Genomic DNA, 14,306 nt, shown 5'->3' with positions numbered 1-14,306 from the left:
AGAGCTACGAGTCGCATTGCCGACGGCCTGCAACCGACGACCGGGTCGGTGGGTGTCAGTCCCAGGGACGGCAGCGGGGAGAGACATGGATGCGGACAGTGCGTTCGAGGAGTTCTACCGGAGCAGCAGACAACGCGTGGTGACGGTGCTGTACGCGCTCGGCGGCGACCGGGCCGAGGCTCAGGACGCCGCCCAGGAGGCGTACGCGCGGGCCTGGCAGCGCTGGTCGCAGGTGAGCGAGTACGACGATCCGGAGGCGTGGGTCCGTACCGTCGGTCACCGCCTGCTGGTCAACCGGTGGCGCAAGGTGCGCAACAGCGTCGTCGCCTACCGGAGGCACGGGCCACCACCACCGGTGCGGCCCCCCTCGGAGAACACAGTGGCTCTGGTCGCCGCACTGCGGCAGCTCTCCTCGGACCAGCGGCAGGCCGTCGTCCTCTATCACCTGGCCGACCTGTCGGTCGCGGAGATCGCCGCGCAGACCGGCGTACCCAGCGGCACGGTCAAGGCTCGCCTCTCCCGGGGTCGCAAGGCCCTCGCCGCCCTGCTCGACATGACCCTGCCGGAGGAGATCCGCAATGCCTGATCCGATCTTCTCGGACCTGTACCGGGACACCGATGACCTCGTCTGGCCACCCACCGAGCAGGTGCGGCGCCGAGGTCGGCAGCGGACGCGGCGTACCCAGATCGCCGCCGGCCTGGCCACGGTGGTCGCGGTGGGTGTCGTCGCGTCGGGTGTGGCGCTGGCCCGTCCGGACGTCGCGCCGCCACCCGTGCCCCCGGCGACCGTCGAGCCCACCACGCCGACTCCCACGCCCACGCCGAGTTCCACGCCGTCGGCCGAGCCGTCCGCGAGCGGGGCGGCGACACCGAGTCGCACCACCGGGCGGCCCGTAGGCAGCACCGGCGGCGGGTCGACCAGCCGTGCGCCGAGCCGGACGATTCCGGCGGCGGCGATGCTCCAGCTCGCCGACCTCCCGTCGGGCTTCACGATCGAGACGGAAGGGGTGGAGGGTGACTGGTCCCTGGAGTCCGTGACCCTCTTCTGCAAGAACGAGTCGCCGACGCTGGCCGACGGGCAGATCGCCACCCGGTCGGTGACGTTCGACTCGCCCACCGACTGGCTGACCCAGCGGGTGACCCGGCACTCGGGCACCTCCGCCACCACGGTGATGAAGAATCTCCGCAAGTTTGTCGCGGGCTGCGAGATGGAGCAGCCGGACGACTCATTGTCGATCATGGCCGAGTCGCTCGGTGGCGACGACGGGGTGCTGGTGGGCAGCGACATCGGGGGGAAGCCCGGCCGCTGGCTCTTCGTCCGGCAGGGCGATCTGGTGGCGCAGCTACGCCTCGACTCCCAGACCACGCCCACCGAGGCACGTCGGCTGGCCCGGTCGGTGGCGAACCGGCTGTGCGCCGGCACGGACACCTGCTGACGGGTGCTCGGGTGTGCGGCGGGGCCGAGCGGGCGGGCCCCGCCTCACAGGCGCAGCGACTCCGGGGTGTGCAGACGGAGCATGGTGGCGCGGACGTCGCGGGGCAGCCGCCGCCGGCTCGCCATCGACACGACCACCATCACGGTGAACGCCAGCGGCACCGTCCACGCGGCCGGCTGCGTGGTGAGCGTCGCCGGCCACCCGGTCAGCGGCGGGCCGAGCACGGTGAGCAGCACCGCGCCGACCGCCGCGCCGCCGCCGACCAGCACCCCGGCGGCGGCGCCCAGGTCGGTCAGGCCGCGCCACCAGATGCCGAGCACCAGCAGCGGGCAGAAGCTGGACGCGGCCACCGCGAACGCCAGCCCGACCACCTGCGACACGTCCAGCCCGGAGACGTTCAGGGAGAGCACCGCCGGCACGCCGCCGGCGATCACCGTGGCGAGCCGGAAGCCGCGTACCGATCCGCGGCCCAGCACGTCCGTGGAGATCACCCCGGCCACGCTGGTGAGCAGGCCGGACGAGGTGGACAGGAACGCCGCGAACGCGCCGGCCGCGACGAGGGCGGCGAGCAGCCGTCCGGTGGTGCCGTCGCCGAGCGCCGCCCCGGGCAGCAGCACCACCACCGCGTCGGTCTGGCCGCTGACCAGCAGTTGCGGGGTGTAGATGCGGCCCAGCACGCCGTAGACGGTGGGCAGCAGGTAGAAGACGCCCACGAGCGCCAACACCACGAGCGTGGTGCGGCGGGCGGCGGCGCCGTCGGGGTTGGTGTAGAAGCGGACCAGCACGTGCGGCAGGCCCATGGTGCCGAGGAACGTGGCCAGGATCAGCGAGTACGTGGCGAACAGTCCCCTGTCGTCCTCGCCGGCGGTGTCCGGCAGCAGCCATTCGGTGGCGCCGGTCGCCGCGCCGGACACCTCCGGCACCGGGTCACCGGCGGCGAACTCGAGGCGGTCGCCGGGGCGTACCTCCCGGATGTCGCCGTCGGGCAGGGTGAGCGTCGCGCGGTGCTCGACCACGACGGTGGTCGCGGTCCGGAACGTCGGCCCGTCGGGCGGGGTCACCGCGGGGCGGGCGTCGGCCTGCCACTGCAACGCCAGGAAGATCGCGGGTACGGCGAGCGCGGTGAGCTTCAGCCAGTACTGGAACGCCTGCACGAACGTGATCGCCCGCATGCCGCCCAGCGCCACGTTCGCGGTCACCACCACGGCGACCAGCAGTGCGCCGAGCGGGTACGGCGAGCCGGTGAGCGTGGCGAGCGTCAGCCCGGCACCCTGGAGCTGCGGCACCAGGTAGAGCCAGCCGATGAAGATCACGAAGACGGTGGCGAGCGTGCGCAGCCGGCGCGAGCCGAGCCGTACCTCGCAGAAGTCGGGCAGCGTGAACGCGCCGGAGCGGCGCAGCGGCGCAGCCACGAACAGCAGCAGCGCGAGGTATCCGGCTGCGAACCCGACCGGGTACCAGAGCACGTCCACGCCGTACTTGAGGATCAGGCCGGCGACGCCGAGGAAGCTCGCCGCCGACAGGTACTCCCCACCGATCGCGGCGGCGTTCCAGGTCGGGCTGACCGCCCGGGACGCGACCAGGAAGTCCGAGGTCGTGCGGGCCAGCCGCAGCCCGTAGAAGCCGATGCCGACGGTGACCAGGGTGACGGCGACGATCGCCGGGACCACGTAGCCGTTGGACATCAGCGTTCCGGCCGTCGGATCAGGTCGACGAAGTCCTGCTCGTTGCGTTCGGCCAGGCGCACGTACGCCCAGCCGACCACGATCAGGAACGGGAACGACACCACACCGAGCAGCAGCCACGGCAGGTTGACCCCGAGCACGGTGACCCGGCCGACGGTGGGTGCGATGGCGAACAGCCACGGCAGACCGCCGAGCGCGACCAGCACCAGCAGGCTGAGCCGCAGCGCGAGCGAGAGCTGGGCACGCATCAGCCCCTGCACGAGCGTCTCGCCGACCGGGGTCTGCTGGGTCAGCTCGGAGCGGGTGCGGTCGGCCGGGCTGCCGGAGCGGGAGACCTCGGCCAGCACGATCCGGGTCCGCTGCGGCGCAGGCTGCCCCGGTGGATGCTGTTCCTCGGCTCCGGTCACCCCCGGGAGTCTCGTTCGCTCAGCGGGATTGTCAAGAGCACGGTCTCAGGCCCTGTGCACAACCTGTGGATAACGCTTCATGCCTGTGGAAAACCCGGTGGACGGCGCGGAGTCGTTGTGGACAACCGAACGGGGTGTCACTGTGAGCCGGTAGAGAGGAGGTGTGACAGTGACCAGCCCGGCACGGCCCGGCACCGGCGACGTCTGGACTGTGGACGACCTCCAGGACCTCCCCGAGGACGGCCAGGACTACGAGATCTTCGACGGGAGCCTGCTCGTGTCCCCACACGCCGACGTCCGGCACGGCGCGATCGCCAACCGTCTCCGCCGGCTCCTCGACCGGCAGGCTCCGGCCGGTCTGCTCGTCGGGCAGGACGTCGGCGTCAGCGCGAAGCGCTCCTCCTACTTCGTGCCGGACGTCTTCGTCGCCCGCGAGGAGGCACTGGAGCGGGGTGGCCCGGCCCTCGCCCCGGCCGACGTGCTGCTCGTGGTCGAGGTCGTCTCGCCCGGCAACGCCGGTCGTGACCTGGTCCTCAAACGCCACGAGTACGGCGTGGCCGGCATCGCGCGTTACTGGCTCGTCGAGCCGCGCAAGGAGACCCTGACGGTGCTGGAGAACGTCGGCGGCCGCTACCGCGAGGCCGCGGTGCTGTCCACGGCCGACGTGTACCGCGCCGACCAGCCGTTCGCGCTCGTCCTGCCGGTCGCCGAAATCTTCTGAGCGCCCTGCCCCAGCCCCGGCTTCAGCCGAGTCCCACCCGTACCGGGTTCGCTGTCGCCGAGCCGAGCCAGGTGTGCGGGTTGCCGAACCAGCACCAGCCGAGCTTCGGCGCGCCCTGGCTGATCCAGAGCGCGGGCACCCGCCGGTCGCCGCAGCGTGACCCGACGAGCGAGAAGCACCTGTTGCTCGCCAGCGCCGCCGGGTGCAGCGTGACGAACGCCAGTCCTTCGTCGATGGTGATCGGCAGTCGGTCCTTCGTCGTCATGTCCTCCAGCGCGGCCGACGGCGGCACGTTGCGGTACTCCTCGCCCCGGTCCACGTCGAAGAGCAGGTACGCGGGCCCGGCGGGCACCTCCAGCTCCTTGATCGGATCGAAGGTGGGCAGGTCGCCGGCGGGGAAGTTCCGGTCGAGGACGCCGGTCCTGCGCTTGCCGGCGAGCGTGGTGAGCGCGATCCGCTCCGGCACCGGCACCAGCTCCCGCGTGGTCACCAGCAGGAACGGCACCCGCGCGTCGGTGGGGCCGGCCAGCTCGGCGGCACCGGTCACCGCCGCGTCGCGCAGTGGGGTGAGCAGCGCCCGGAACTCCTCCTCGGTCTGCCCGGCCAGCGCCGGGTAGCCGAGCTGGACGAGGCGGTCGAGCTGGCGGTCGAATTCGGTAGCGGCGTCGAAGCGGTCGTCGGACATGCGGTCCCCCACCCTGTCGTACGGTCTGCCGTACATTGTACGTCAGGGTTTTCGGTGGCCCCTCCCTCAGCGGCTCCAGTCCTGCTTCGCGGCGCGCACCAGCTTGTCCTTCAGCTCCCGGGTGTGCCGGCGGCTCACCGGCAGCTCCGATCCGTCGATCACCACCACGTAACCTGAGTTGACCAGCCGCAGCTCGGCGATGAGCCGCAGCTGCACCAGGTACGAGCGGTGGATCCGGACGAACCCGGCATCAGCCCAGCGCTCGGCCAGCGTGGCGAGCGAGACCCGGACCAGGTGCGAGCCCTCCGCGGTGTGCAGCCGCGCGTAGTCGCCCTGCGCCTCCACCCACCGCACCGCCGAGCGGGGCAACATCCGGGTGGTGCCGGCCAGCTCGATCGGAATGCTCGGGTCCTCCTCCGCCCGGGCCAGCGCGGCCGGGTGCGACGGCACCACCCGGGAGCCGATCACCCGGCGCAGCGACTCGGCCAGCCGCTCGGCGCGTACCGGCTTGCGCACGTAGTCGGTGGCGCCCAGGTCGAACGCGTCCACCGCGCCGTCGTCGTACGCGGTGACGAACACGATCGCCGGGGGCCGGGCGAAGCGGCGCAGGACGCGGGCCAGCTCCATGCCGTCCAGCCCGGGCATCCGGATGTCGAGGAACACCACGTCCACGTCGTCGTCGCGCAGCACGCGCAGCGCCTCGGTCGCGTCCCCGGCCGTGTGCAGCCGGGCCACCCGGGGATCGGTGCGCAGGTGGTACGCCAGCTCGTCCAGGGCGGGCGGCTCGTCGTCCACCGCCAGCACCCGGAGGAATCCGGTGCCGGTGACTGTCACGACGTCGCCCGGACGCCGGGGTGGAACTTCGGCACGCGCATGCTGACCTTCGTACCCGAACCCAGGCCCGTCTCCACGACCAGGCCGAACCCGTCCCCGAAGACCGACCGGAGCCGTTCGTCGACGTTCGAGAGGCCGACGTGCTGCCCCGGGTCGTCGGCCGGGTCGGCGGCCGCGCCGGACACCTCGGCGATGCCGGCGGTAAGCGTCGTCGGATCCATCCCCACTCCGTCGTCCTCCACCGTGATGTGACACTCCGCGCCCGCGTCCCGGGCCTCGATGCTCACCATGCCGGTGCCCGGCTTGCGGGACAACCCGTGGCGGACGGCGTTCTCCACGAGCGGCTGGAGGCAGAGGAAGGGCAGCGTCACCGGCAGCACCTCGGGTGCGATCTGGAGGCGCACCTGGAGCCGCTCGCCGAAGCGCGCCCGCTCGATGGTCAGGTAGCGGTCGATCGAGCGCAGCTCCTCGGCGAGCGTGGTGAACTCGCCGTGCGCCCGGAACGAGTAGCGGGTGAACTCGGCGAACTCCAGGATCAGCTCCCGCGCCCGTTCCGGGTCGGTGCGCACGAACGAGCCGATCGCGGTCAGCGCGTTGTAGATGAAGTGCGGGCTGATCTGGGCGCGCAGCGCGCGTACCTCGGCCCGGGCCAGCCGCTCCCGCGACGACTCCAGCTCGGCCAGCGCGAGCTGGTCACCCGCCCAGTGCGCGGTCTCCAGCGTCGCCTGCACCAGCCCCGGGGCCGGGCGTTCGTCGGCGACCGCCACCAGCGCGCCGACCACCCGCCCGTCCGCGCGCAGCGGCGCCACCACCGCGCCGCGGACCGGGCAGTCGACCAGATCGCAGCGCAGCTCCGACTCGCCCAGCACCGTCGAGCGCCCGCCCTCGGCGGCGCGCCGGGCCGCCGCGACCAGCTGGTCGCCGTGGTGCGCGCCCTGCCCGTCGACCGCGAGCAACGTGTCCCGGTCCGTCAGCGCCAGCCCGGCCGCGCCGACGAGGGCCCGCAGATGGCGTACGGCCTTCGCCGCGTCCGCCTCGGTCAGGCCGGCGCGCAGCGGCTCGGCGGCGAGCCCCGCGGTGTGCAGCACCTCGTACGTGGCCCGCTGCGTGGCCGTGGCGATGCCGCGCCTACCGCGCAGCCGCAGCACCGCCCAGAGCGCCGCGGCCAACGCGGTGACCAACGAGACGACGGCGAAGACGGCGGAGAGGTTGCCACCCACGCAGCGATCCTGCCGGGTACCGGCCCGATAGCGCTAGTACGCGCCCTTGCGGGCCAGCACCACGCCCACGGTCCGCCACAGGATGCTCAGGTCGTACGCCAGCGACCAGTTGTCGACGTAGTAGAGGTCGAGCCGGACCGCCTCGTCCCAGGACAGGTCGGAGCGGCCGGAGACCTGCCACAGACCGGTCATGCCCGGCCGGACCAGCAGCCGGCGCCGCACGTCGCCGAGGAAGTCGCCGTCGTCGGCGGGCAGCGGGCGCGGGCCGACGAGCGACATCTCGCCCCAGAGCACGTTGATCAGCTGGGGCAGCTCGTCCAGCGACGTGGCACGCAGGAAGCGGCCCACCGGGAAGACCCGGGGGTCCTGCTTCATCTTGAACAGCATGCCGTCGGTCTCGTTGCGGTCGACCAGGCCGGCCAGCCGCTCCTCGGCGTCGACGTACATGGTCCGGAACTTCCACACCCGGAACGTGCGCCCCTCGTGCCCCACCCGGGGCTGGCGGAAGAAGACCGGCCCGCGGTCGGAGATCCGGATGGCGACGGCGATGGCGACGAAGAGCGGTACCAGCAGCAGCAGGCCCAGCCCGGCGGCGACCCGGTCCATCAGGTTCTTGGCCAGCAGTGCCGGCCCGGACAGGGTCGGCTCCTCGACGTGCAGCAGCGGCAGGCCCTCGATCGGGCGGATGTGCACCCGGGGACCGGCGATGTCGGTGAGCTGGGGCGCGACCACCAGGTCGACGCCGGAGCCCTCCAGCTGCCAGGCCAGCCGGCGCAGTTCGCCCGGCTCGGCGCTGGCCGAGCCGCAGACCGCGATGGTGTCGCCGCCGACCTCACGTACCAGGGCCAGGACGTCCCGGCCGGCGTACACCGGCACCGGGGTCTCCAGGCCGCGCGCGGCGGCGTACCCGTCGGTGAGGTGGATGGCCACCGGCACCAGGCCGACGGACGGGTTCCGGGTGACCGTGGCGTAGACCTCCAGGCACTCCGGAAGCGTGCCGACGAGCACCATCCGGTGCCCGGCGTGGCCGGCGCGGCGGCGCAGCGCGTGCAGGCAGGCCCGGGCGATCATGCGGCCGAGCACGATCAGCAACATCGCGCCGAGCAGCGCGAAGCCGACCGTCCACCGGGACAGGGAGTAGGTCTTCGTGGCGAAGGCGATGAACGAGACCGCCGCCGCGACCGCGACGCCGGCCCGGATCACCCGCTTGAACTCGTCCGGGCCGAGGCCCAGGTAGCGCCGGTCGTAGGCCCGGTTACCCCAGAGAAAGAGCAGCCAGCCGAGCGGCAGGAGCACAAACGCCACGGTGTAGAACCAGGCTTGCGGCGAGTTGCGGAAGCCGGAGTCGGCCTGCTCGAAGATCTGCACGGCCAGGAAGCTGGCCAGAGCGGCCGCGCCGAAGTCGAGCAGCAGCAGGAGGGCGATGTAGGGCCGGTGCCACCGGGACACCCGCCGGCGGGCGCGGGCCCACGCCGACCGCGGTACGCCGTTGTGTGACGGCGGAGTCGGCGGCTGGATCTCAAAGCTGTCGACGTGCCGCACGCTCTTGCTCCGGCCTCTGTCGGTTACCGGGCGCTGGAGGCTTGTCGTCACCTCAACCCATGTCCTCCCGCATGACCCGCGTCCTCACTCGGCGTGAGGGATCGGGTCGCTCACCGTCCCAGTCTCCCACGCGGGCCCGGTCTGGACCGGCCCCCGCGAGGAAGCCGTTCCGCTGGTGCTCGGTGAGATCTGGCCGGCTCCGAATCAGTTGTGAAGCCGGGGACCGAGCCACTATACCGATGGATGACGGCTCGGGTAGAGGGGCGGACCGGACCTTCGGCGATCGCCGGTCGATTCCGCTCGGTAACCGGCGAATCCGGTTACTCACCGTACGAGCCGGGACAACCTTCGGTCAGCCAGCGGCTTGCCACCGGTCTGACAGGTGGGGCAGTACTGCAGGCTCGAATCGGCGAACGAGACCTCCCGCACGGTGTCGCCGCAGACCGGACACGGCAGCCCTTTGCGGGCGTGCACCTTGAGGCCCGAACGCTTCTCGCCCTTCAGCTCCGCGGCCCGTTGCCCCATGGACCGGCGTACCGCGTCGCCGAGCACCGTCCGCGTCGCCGCGTGCAGAGCGGCGAGCTGGTCGTCGGTGAGCCGGTCGGTGATCGCGAACGGCGAGAGCCGCGCCGCGTGCAGGATCTCGTCGGAGTACGCGTTCCCGACCCCGGCCAGCACCGACTGGTCGGTCAGCACGCCCTTCACCTGGCCCCGGCGGCTGCGCACCCGCTCGGCGAAGGTCGGCAGGTCCGCCTCCAGCGCGTCCGGCCCGAGCTTCGCCACGCCCGGCACCGTCGCCGGATCGGTGACCAGGTAGGCGGCCAGCTTCTTCTGGGTGCCGGCCTCGGTCAGGTCGAAGCCGGAGCCGTCGTCGAGGCGTAACCGCACCGCGATCGGGCCCTTGCCGGGCCGCAGCGGAGTCGCCGACGGGAACGCCTCCCGGTAGTGCAGCCAGCCCGCCCGGGCCAGGTGGACCACCAGGTGCAGGCCCTCGTCGAACCGGACGTCCAGGAACTTGCCGTACCGGCCGGCGCCGGTGACGGCGCGGCCGGCGACCGCGCTCGGCGGCGGGTCGTACGTCTTGAGCGCGCTGATCGCGGCGACCTCGAACCGCTCCACGCGGCGGCCCACCGCACGCTCGCGCAGGTAACCGGCGAGCGCTTCCACCTCCGGAAGTTCGGGCATCGTCCAACGGTAGCCTTCTTTCCCGTGAGCGCGAGGAATGAGCTTGCGAGTCCCGCAGTCGCGAACGAAAGGCGAGCTCTGTGAGAATCGTGGTGGCGCACAACCGGTACCGGGAAGCCCAGCCCTCCGGCGAGAACACCATCGTCGACGCGGAGATCGCCCAGCTCACCGCCGCCGGCGTGGAGGTGCTGCCGTTCCTGCGCAGCTCCGACGAGATCCCGTCGATGTCCAAGCCGGCCAAGGCGCTGCTGCCGATCTCGCCGATCTGGGCCCCGAAGGCCCAGCACGACCTCGACCGCCTGCTGACCGAGCACCGGCCGGACGTGCTGCACCTGCACAACCCGTACCCTCTGCTCTCGCCCTGGGTGGTGCGGACCGCGCACAAGCGCGGGGTGCCGGTGGTGCAGACCGTGCACAACTACCGGCAGGTCTGCTCCTCCGGGCTGTACTTCCGTGACGGCGTGATCTGCCAGGACTGCCGGGGCCGGGCGCTGGGCGTGCCGGCGATCGTGCACCGCTGCTACCGCAACTCGCGGGCGCAGAGCGCGCTGATGGCGACCACGCTCGCCGTGCACCGCCCGACCTGGAAGTCGGTGGACCGGTACATCGCGCTCACCACGGCTGTGGCTGATCATCTGCGCGACTACGGCATTCCGGACGAGCGGATCGTGGTCAAGCCGAACGCGGTACCCGACCCGGGCACACCGGCGCCGGTCGGGAACGGCTTCCTCTTCATGGGGCGGCTCAGCCCGGAGAAGGGGCTGGACCTGCTGCTCTCCGCGTGGCGGCGGCATCCGGTGGGTGCGCTCGGCCCGCTGCGCATCGCCGGTGACGGCGAGCTGCGCCCGCTCGCCGAGGCGGCCGCCGCCGAACGGCCCGACGTGCACTACCTGGGCCAGCTCGACCGCTCCGGGGTACGCGCGGTGCTGGCCGACAGCTCCGTGGTGCTGGCCACCTCCACCTGGCACGACGTGCTGCCCACGGTGATCATCGAGGCGTTGGCGTCCGGGCGGCCGGTGCTCGGCACCGCGCTCGGCGGCATCCCGTACCTGGTGGGCGCGGACGGCCCGCGCGAGCCCGCCGGCACCGGCCCGGCCGAGGTGGCCACCGCCGCACCCGGCGACGGGCATGTCGCGTTGCCGGTCGGGGTGCAGCGCGGCGAGGCGGGTTGGGTGGTGGCGCCGGAGGCGGACGCGCTGGCCGCCGCGCTGCCGCTGGCCGCCGCCGAGGCGGGAATGCTCGCCGGTCCGGCCCGGTCCCGCTACGAGCGCACCTTCCACCCCGACGTGATCACCAAGCGCCTGATCGACATCTACGCCTCGCTCACCTGAGTGTCGGTCGGTGCGGCCAGCTTGTAGGTACAATCGCGCTGTTGTCGGCACAAGGGAGGTGCGTGGTGAGCACCGTGTCCGTGCGCGAGTTCTCCTACAACCCCAGCGCGATGTTCGCCCGGGTGGAACAGGGCGAGACGATCGAGGTCACGCGGCACGGCAGCGTGATCGCCGTGCTGCTGCCGGGTTCGGGGACGCTGGGCAGGTACGCGTCCCTGGTGGCGAAAGGGGTGATCCGCCTCAAGGCGACCACCACGAGCGACATCGACCGGCTGGCCCGCTACGACGTGCCGCCCGACGTGTCGCCCCTCGAGCTGCTGTTGGCCGACCGCGAGGACGACGAGCGGTGATCTATCTGGACTCGTCCGCCCTGATCACTCTGATCGCCGGCCGTACCTACGTGACGGAACTTCAGGAGTTCCTGGCGAGCCGGGCGGGCATGCCGATGGGAACCAGCTCAGTCGGATTCGTCGAGACGGTACGCACCCTCGACCGGATCGGCGACTACCCGGACGCCATGCAGATGCTGGTACGGAACTTCACCGAGATCCTGGTGACCGAGGAGGTCCGTGATTCGGCGGCTGCCCTGCCCGCCGGCATCCGGACGCTGGACGCGCTACACGTGGCGAGTGCCCAGGCCCTCGGAGATGCGCTCGACACGCTGGTCACATACGACAAGCGGATGTCGGACATCGCCGTCTCGGTGGGCTTACCGGTCGCGGCTCCCGGCACCGTCTAGGTCTCCCGCACCTCAGCGCAGGGAGGCGCGGGCGGAGAAGGCGATGCTCGCCAGCAGGAAGCCGCCGTTGACGACGGTGAACGCCACCATCACCCAGAACGCCAGCGCGGGCGCGAAGGCCAGCACCAGGCCGGCCACGAAGATCACCGCGCCGTAGTCGCGGACCAGCTTCACCAGGCGTACCGGGAACGAGGTCGAGGTGACCATGCTGGCCGCGTTCGGCCCGGACTGCATCACCGACGTCACCAGGTTGACCATCCAGGTGCCCGCGAACACCGACACCAGCCACACCGGCGTGGACGGGCGCTGCGCCACGGCTGTCGCACCGATGGCGGCCACCAGCGCGATCTGGGCGGCCACGTCGCAGAGCACGTCGATCCGGGCGCCGGCCGCGCTGCGCTGATCGGTCACCCGGGCGAGCTGCCCGTCGGCGCAGTCCAGCGCGTACGCGATCTGCCACGCGACCAGCGCGACCAGCCCGACCGCCCAGGCCGGTACGGTGCCGGCGGCCACGTCGTCGGCGAGCGCCACCACGGTGACCGAGGCGGCCAGCCCCAGCACCAGGTTGGTCAGCGTCAGCGCGGTCGGGCGCAGCCCCAGCCGCTGGGCGGCAAGCGCGAAGGCCGCACCGATCCACTGGCTGATCGACTCGCTGAACAGGCCGCCTCCCCGGTTGACCCGGTGGAAGTCGGCAACGGTGGGGCGGGGCTCAGCCAATGTGGTCGCGGAGGGCACCGGCGTAGTCTGCCAGCCGCTCCCGCGTCTCGGTAGCCGACATCGTGAGGTGTTCGAGGATGGTGTAGCGGTCCGGCCGGGTGGCCGGCGCGAACTGCACCGCCTCGACGAACTGGTCGTCGGTCAGCTCGACCTCGGCGGGCAGGCGGGGCAGCCCGTGCCGGGTCAGGCAGGCCGCCATCTCGGCGAACCGGCGCTCGTCGCCGCGCAGGTACGTGCAGAACAGCGCGCCGAGCCCGGCCAGCTCGCCGTGCGAGGCGGTGCCGGGGAACAGCGCGTCGATCGCGTGCATGATCTCGTGGCAGCCGCCGCTGCACGGCCGGCTGGTGCCCTCGATCGCCATCGCCAGGCCACTGGAGATCAGTGCCTCGGCCAGGACGGTCACGAACGCGTCGTCGCTCATGTCGCCCGGGTGGTTCAGCACCGCCTCCGCGCCGGCCCGGGCCAGCGAGGCGGCCAGCCCGTCGACGCGCTCGCCGCGTACCTGGCGGGCGAGATCCCAGTCCGCCAGGGCGCTGATGTTGCTCACCACGTCGCCGATGCCGGCCCGGTTGTGCCGTTCCGGCCCGGCCTCCACGAAGTCCAGATCCACGATCACCGCGATCGGGATGTGCACGCCGTAGGAGCCCTTCAGGCCCTCGGTGATCAGGCTCGCCACCGGGGAGGCGATGCCGTCGTTCGCCAGCGCGGTCGCCACCGAGACCATCGGCAGACCGCGCCGGGTCGCGGCGTACTTGGCCACGTCGATCGTCTTGCCGCCGCCGATGCCGACGACCGCGTCGTACGACCGGGCGCGCAGCTTCGCCCCCAGGTCGTCGGCGGCGTCGAGCGTCCCCCCGGCCACTGTGAACACGTCGGCCGAGCGCAGCGACGGCCGGATCAGCTCGGCGATCCGTTCGCCCTGCCCCGGCCCGACCACCACGGCGACGTCGCCACCGGCGGAGATCCGCCCGTCGGAGAGGATCGACGCCAGGTCGGCCACCGCGCCCCGCCGCACGTCGATGTGCAGCGGGGTGAGGACGCTGCGGGCTAGTAGCGGCACGCGATCTCCCGCGCCCGGGCCAGATCGGCGTGGTTGTCGACCTCGACCCAGGAGACGTCACCGATCGGGGCCGCCCGCACCTCGCCGCCGCGCTCCGCGAACTCCTGGTAGCCGTCCTCGTAGTAGAGGTTCGGGTCGCGCCGCCAGGTCGCCTCCAGGGCGTCCGCGAGCGGCGCCGCCACCTGCGGCTCGATCAGCGTCGCGCCGATGTACTCGCCGTACGCCTCGCCCGGGTCCATCAGCTTGGTGATGCGGGTGAGCTGGCCGGCGGCGTCGAAGGTCGTCTTCATCTCCTCCTCGGCCAGCGGCTTGAGCGTGTCGACGGCGAGCAGGATGCCGGGGCCACGCTCGGCCAGCAGCGTCTTCTCCACGCTCACCGGGTGCACGGTGTCGCCGTTGACGAGCAGCACACCCCGGGAGAAGTGCTCCCGCGCCAGCCAGAGCGAGTACGCGTTGTTCCACTCCTCGGCCTTGTCGTTGTGGACCAGGGTGAGCGTGACGCCGTACTTCTCCTCCAGGGCGGCCTGGCGCTCCCGTACCGCGTCCGCCGCGTAGCCGACCACGATCACTACTTCGTTCAGCCCCACCTCGGCGAGGTTGCGCAGCGCGATGTCGAGGATGGTGGTCTCCCCGTCGACCGGCACCAGGGCCTTGGGCAGGGTGTCGGTGTACGGCCGCAGCCGGCGCCCCGCTCCCGCGGCGAGCACCATCCCGATCATGCCGACACGCTCCTCTTCTCGACCC

16 protein-coding genes are annotated in these 14,306 nt (G+C 72.3%); 6 read left to right on the top strand and 10 right to left on the bottom strand.

What is annotated here, in order from left to right:
- The first annotated feature begins 85 nt into the window (after positions 1-85).
- Together ACQP26_RS29930 and ACQP26_RS29925 are read left to right on the top strand one after the other, a co-directional pair.
- Positions 86-586 (top strand): SigE family RNA polymerase sigma factor, encoded by a 501-nt coding sequence (locus ACQP26_RS29930; protein WP_269703455.1) that lies wholly within the window; start codon positions 86-88, stop codon positions 584-586.
- Positions 579-1,436 carry a hypothetical protein gene (locus ACQP26_RS29925; RefSeq protein ID WP_269703457.1) on the top strand — a complete coding sequence of 286 codons (858 nt, stop codon included), beginning with the start codon at positions 579-581 and terminating at the stop codon, positions 1,434-1,436. Before ACQP26_RS29930 ends, ACQP26_RS29925 begins: the two co-directional genes overlap by 8 nt.
- A 44-nt stretch (positions 1,437-1,480) precedes the next feature.
- Here the strand turns inward: ACQP26_RS29925 and ACQP26_RS29920 are convergent, their stop codons facing one another.
- Both ACQP26_RS29920 and ACQP26_RS29915 read right to left on the bottom strand, forming a co-directional pair.
- On the bottom strand, positions 1,481-3,121 hold the full coding sequence (locus ACQP26_RS29920; RefSeq protein ID WP_269703458.1) for a cation acetate symporter: 1,641 nt from the start codon (positions 3,119-3,121) through the stop codon (positions 1,481-1,483).
- On the bottom strand, positions 3,121-3,528 hold the full coding sequence (locus ACQP26_RS29915; RefSeq protein WP_269703460.1) for a hypothetical protein: 408 nt from the start codon (positions 3,526-3,528) through the stop codon (positions 3,121-3,123). Before ACQP26_RS29915 ends, ACQP26_RS29920 begins: the two co-directional genes overlap by 1 nt.
- 169 nt (positions 3,529-3,697) lie before the next feature.
- On the opposite strand from ACQP26_RS29915, the gene ACQP26_RS29910 reads away from it, so the two are divergent.
- Positions 3,698-4,249, top strand: coding sequence for a Uma2 family endonuclease (locus ACQP26_RS29910; protein ID WP_269703462.1), 552 nt, complete (start codon positions 3,698-3,700; stop codon positions 4,247-4,249).
- A gap of 22 nt (positions 4,250-4,271) precedes the next feature.
- Here the strand turns inward: ACQP26_RS29910 and ACQP26_RS29905 are convergent, their stop codons facing one another.
- The 5 genes from ACQP26_RS29905 to ACQP26_RS29885 all read right to left on the bottom strand — a co-directional run bounded on the left by ACQP26_RS29905 (position 4,272) and on the right by ACQP26_RS29885 (position 9,715).
- Complete coding sequence (locus ACQP26_RS29905) at positions 4,272-4,934, bottom strand: DUF5701 family protein (protein WP_433494575.1); 663 nt, start codon at positions 4,932-4,934, stop codon at positions 4,272-4,274.
- 66 nt (positions 4,935-5,000) lie between these two features.
- A complete protein-coding gene (locus tag ACQP26_RS29900; RefSeq protein ID WP_269703464.1) occupies positions 5,001-5,768 on the bottom strand; it encodes a LytR/AlgR family response regulator transcription factor in 768 nt (255 codons plus the stop codon).
- The gene (locus tag ACQP26_RS29895; protein ID WP_433494574.1) at positions 5,765-6,988 is read right to left on the bottom strand and encodes a sensor histidine kinase; all 1,224 of its coding nucleotides are present in this window, start codon (positions 6,986-6,988) and stop codon (positions 5,765-5,767) included. Before ACQP26_RS29895 ends, ACQP26_RS29900 begins: the two co-directional genes overlap by 4 nt.
- 33 nt (positions 6,989-7,021) lie before the next feature.
- Complete coding sequence (locus ACQP26_RS29890) at positions 7,022-8,530, bottom strand: sugar transferase (protein ID WP_433494573.1); 1,509 nt, start codon at positions 8,528-8,530, stop codon at positions 7,022-7,024.
- Between the two features lie 324 nt (positions 8,531-8,854).
- Positions 8,855-9,715 (bottom strand): Fpg/Nei family DNA glycosylase, encoded by an 861-nt coding sequence (locus ACQP26_RS29885; protein WP_433494572.1) that lies wholly within the window; start codon positions 9,713-9,715, stop codon positions 8,855-8,857.
- Between the two features lie 80 nt (positions 9,716-9,795).
- On the opposite strand from ACQP26_RS29885, the gene ACQP26_RS29880 reads away from it, so the two are divergent.
- The 3 genes from ACQP26_RS29880 (at position 9,796) to ACQP26_RS29870 (ending at position 11,785) form a co-directional block, all read left to right on the top strand.
- Complete coding sequence (locus tag ACQP26_RS29880; protein WP_433494571.1) at positions 9,796-11,046, top strand: glycosyltransferase family 4 protein; 1,251 nt, start codon at positions 9,796-9,798, stop codon at positions 11,044-11,046.
- Between the two features lie 65 nt (positions 11,047-11,111).
- A complete protein-coding gene (locus tag ACQP26_RS29875; RefSeq protein WP_194800358.1) occupies positions 11,112-11,396 on the top strand; it encodes a type II toxin-antitoxin system Phd/YefM family antitoxin in 285 nt (94 codons plus the stop codon).
- Positions 11,393-11,785 (top strand): type II toxin-antitoxin system VapC family toxin, encoded by a 393-nt coding sequence (locus ACQP26_RS29870; RefSeq protein ID WP_433494570.1) that lies wholly within the window; start codon positions 11,393-11,395, stop codon positions 11,783-11,785. Before ACQP26_RS29875 ends, ACQP26_RS29870 begins: the two co-directional genes overlap by 4 nt.
- A 12-nt stretch (positions 11,786-11,797) precedes the next feature.
- On the opposite strand, the gene ACQP26_RS29865 is transcribed toward ACQP26_RS29870, so the two are convergent.
- From ACQP26_RS29865 to ACQP26_RS29855, 3 genes are read right to left on the bottom strand one after another with little or no spacing between them, the layout of a single operon-like run.
- The gene (locus tag ACQP26_RS29865; RefSeq protein WP_433494569.1) at positions 11,798-12,520 is read right to left on the bottom strand and encodes a CDP-alcohol phosphatidyltransferase family protein; all 723 of its coding nucleotides are present in this window, start codon (positions 12,518-12,520) and stop codon (positions 11,798-11,800) included.
- The gene (locus ACQP26_RS29860; RefSeq protein WP_433494568.1) at positions 12,495-13,562 is read right to left on the bottom strand and encodes an iron-containing alcohol dehydrogenase family protein; all 1,068 of its coding nucleotides are present in this window, start codon (positions 13,560-13,562) and stop codon (positions 12,495-12,497) included. Before ACQP26_RS29860 ends, ACQP26_RS29865 begins: the two co-directional genes overlap by 26 nt.
- Positions 13,550-14,281, bottom strand: coding sequence for a sugar phosphate nucleotidyltransferase (locus tag ACQP26_RS29855; RefSeq protein WP_433496229.1), 732 nt, complete (start codon positions 14,279-14,281; stop codon positions 13,550-13,552). The genes ACQP26_RS29860 and ACQP26_RS29855 overlap by 13 nt, the downstream gene beginning before the upstream one ends.
- Between the last annotated feature and the right edge of the window lie 25 nt (positions 14,282-14,306).

The sequence above is a fragment of the Micromonospora sp. CA-248089 genome (assembly GCF_050948515.1).
In the GTDB taxonomy this organism is placed as follows: domain Bacteria; phylum Actinomycetota; class Actinomycetes; order Mycobacteriales; family Micromonosporaceae; genus Micromonospora.
The sequence above is the reverse complement of the archived record's forward strand: the minus strand, read 5'-3'. Positions and strand labels throughout refer to the sequence as shown.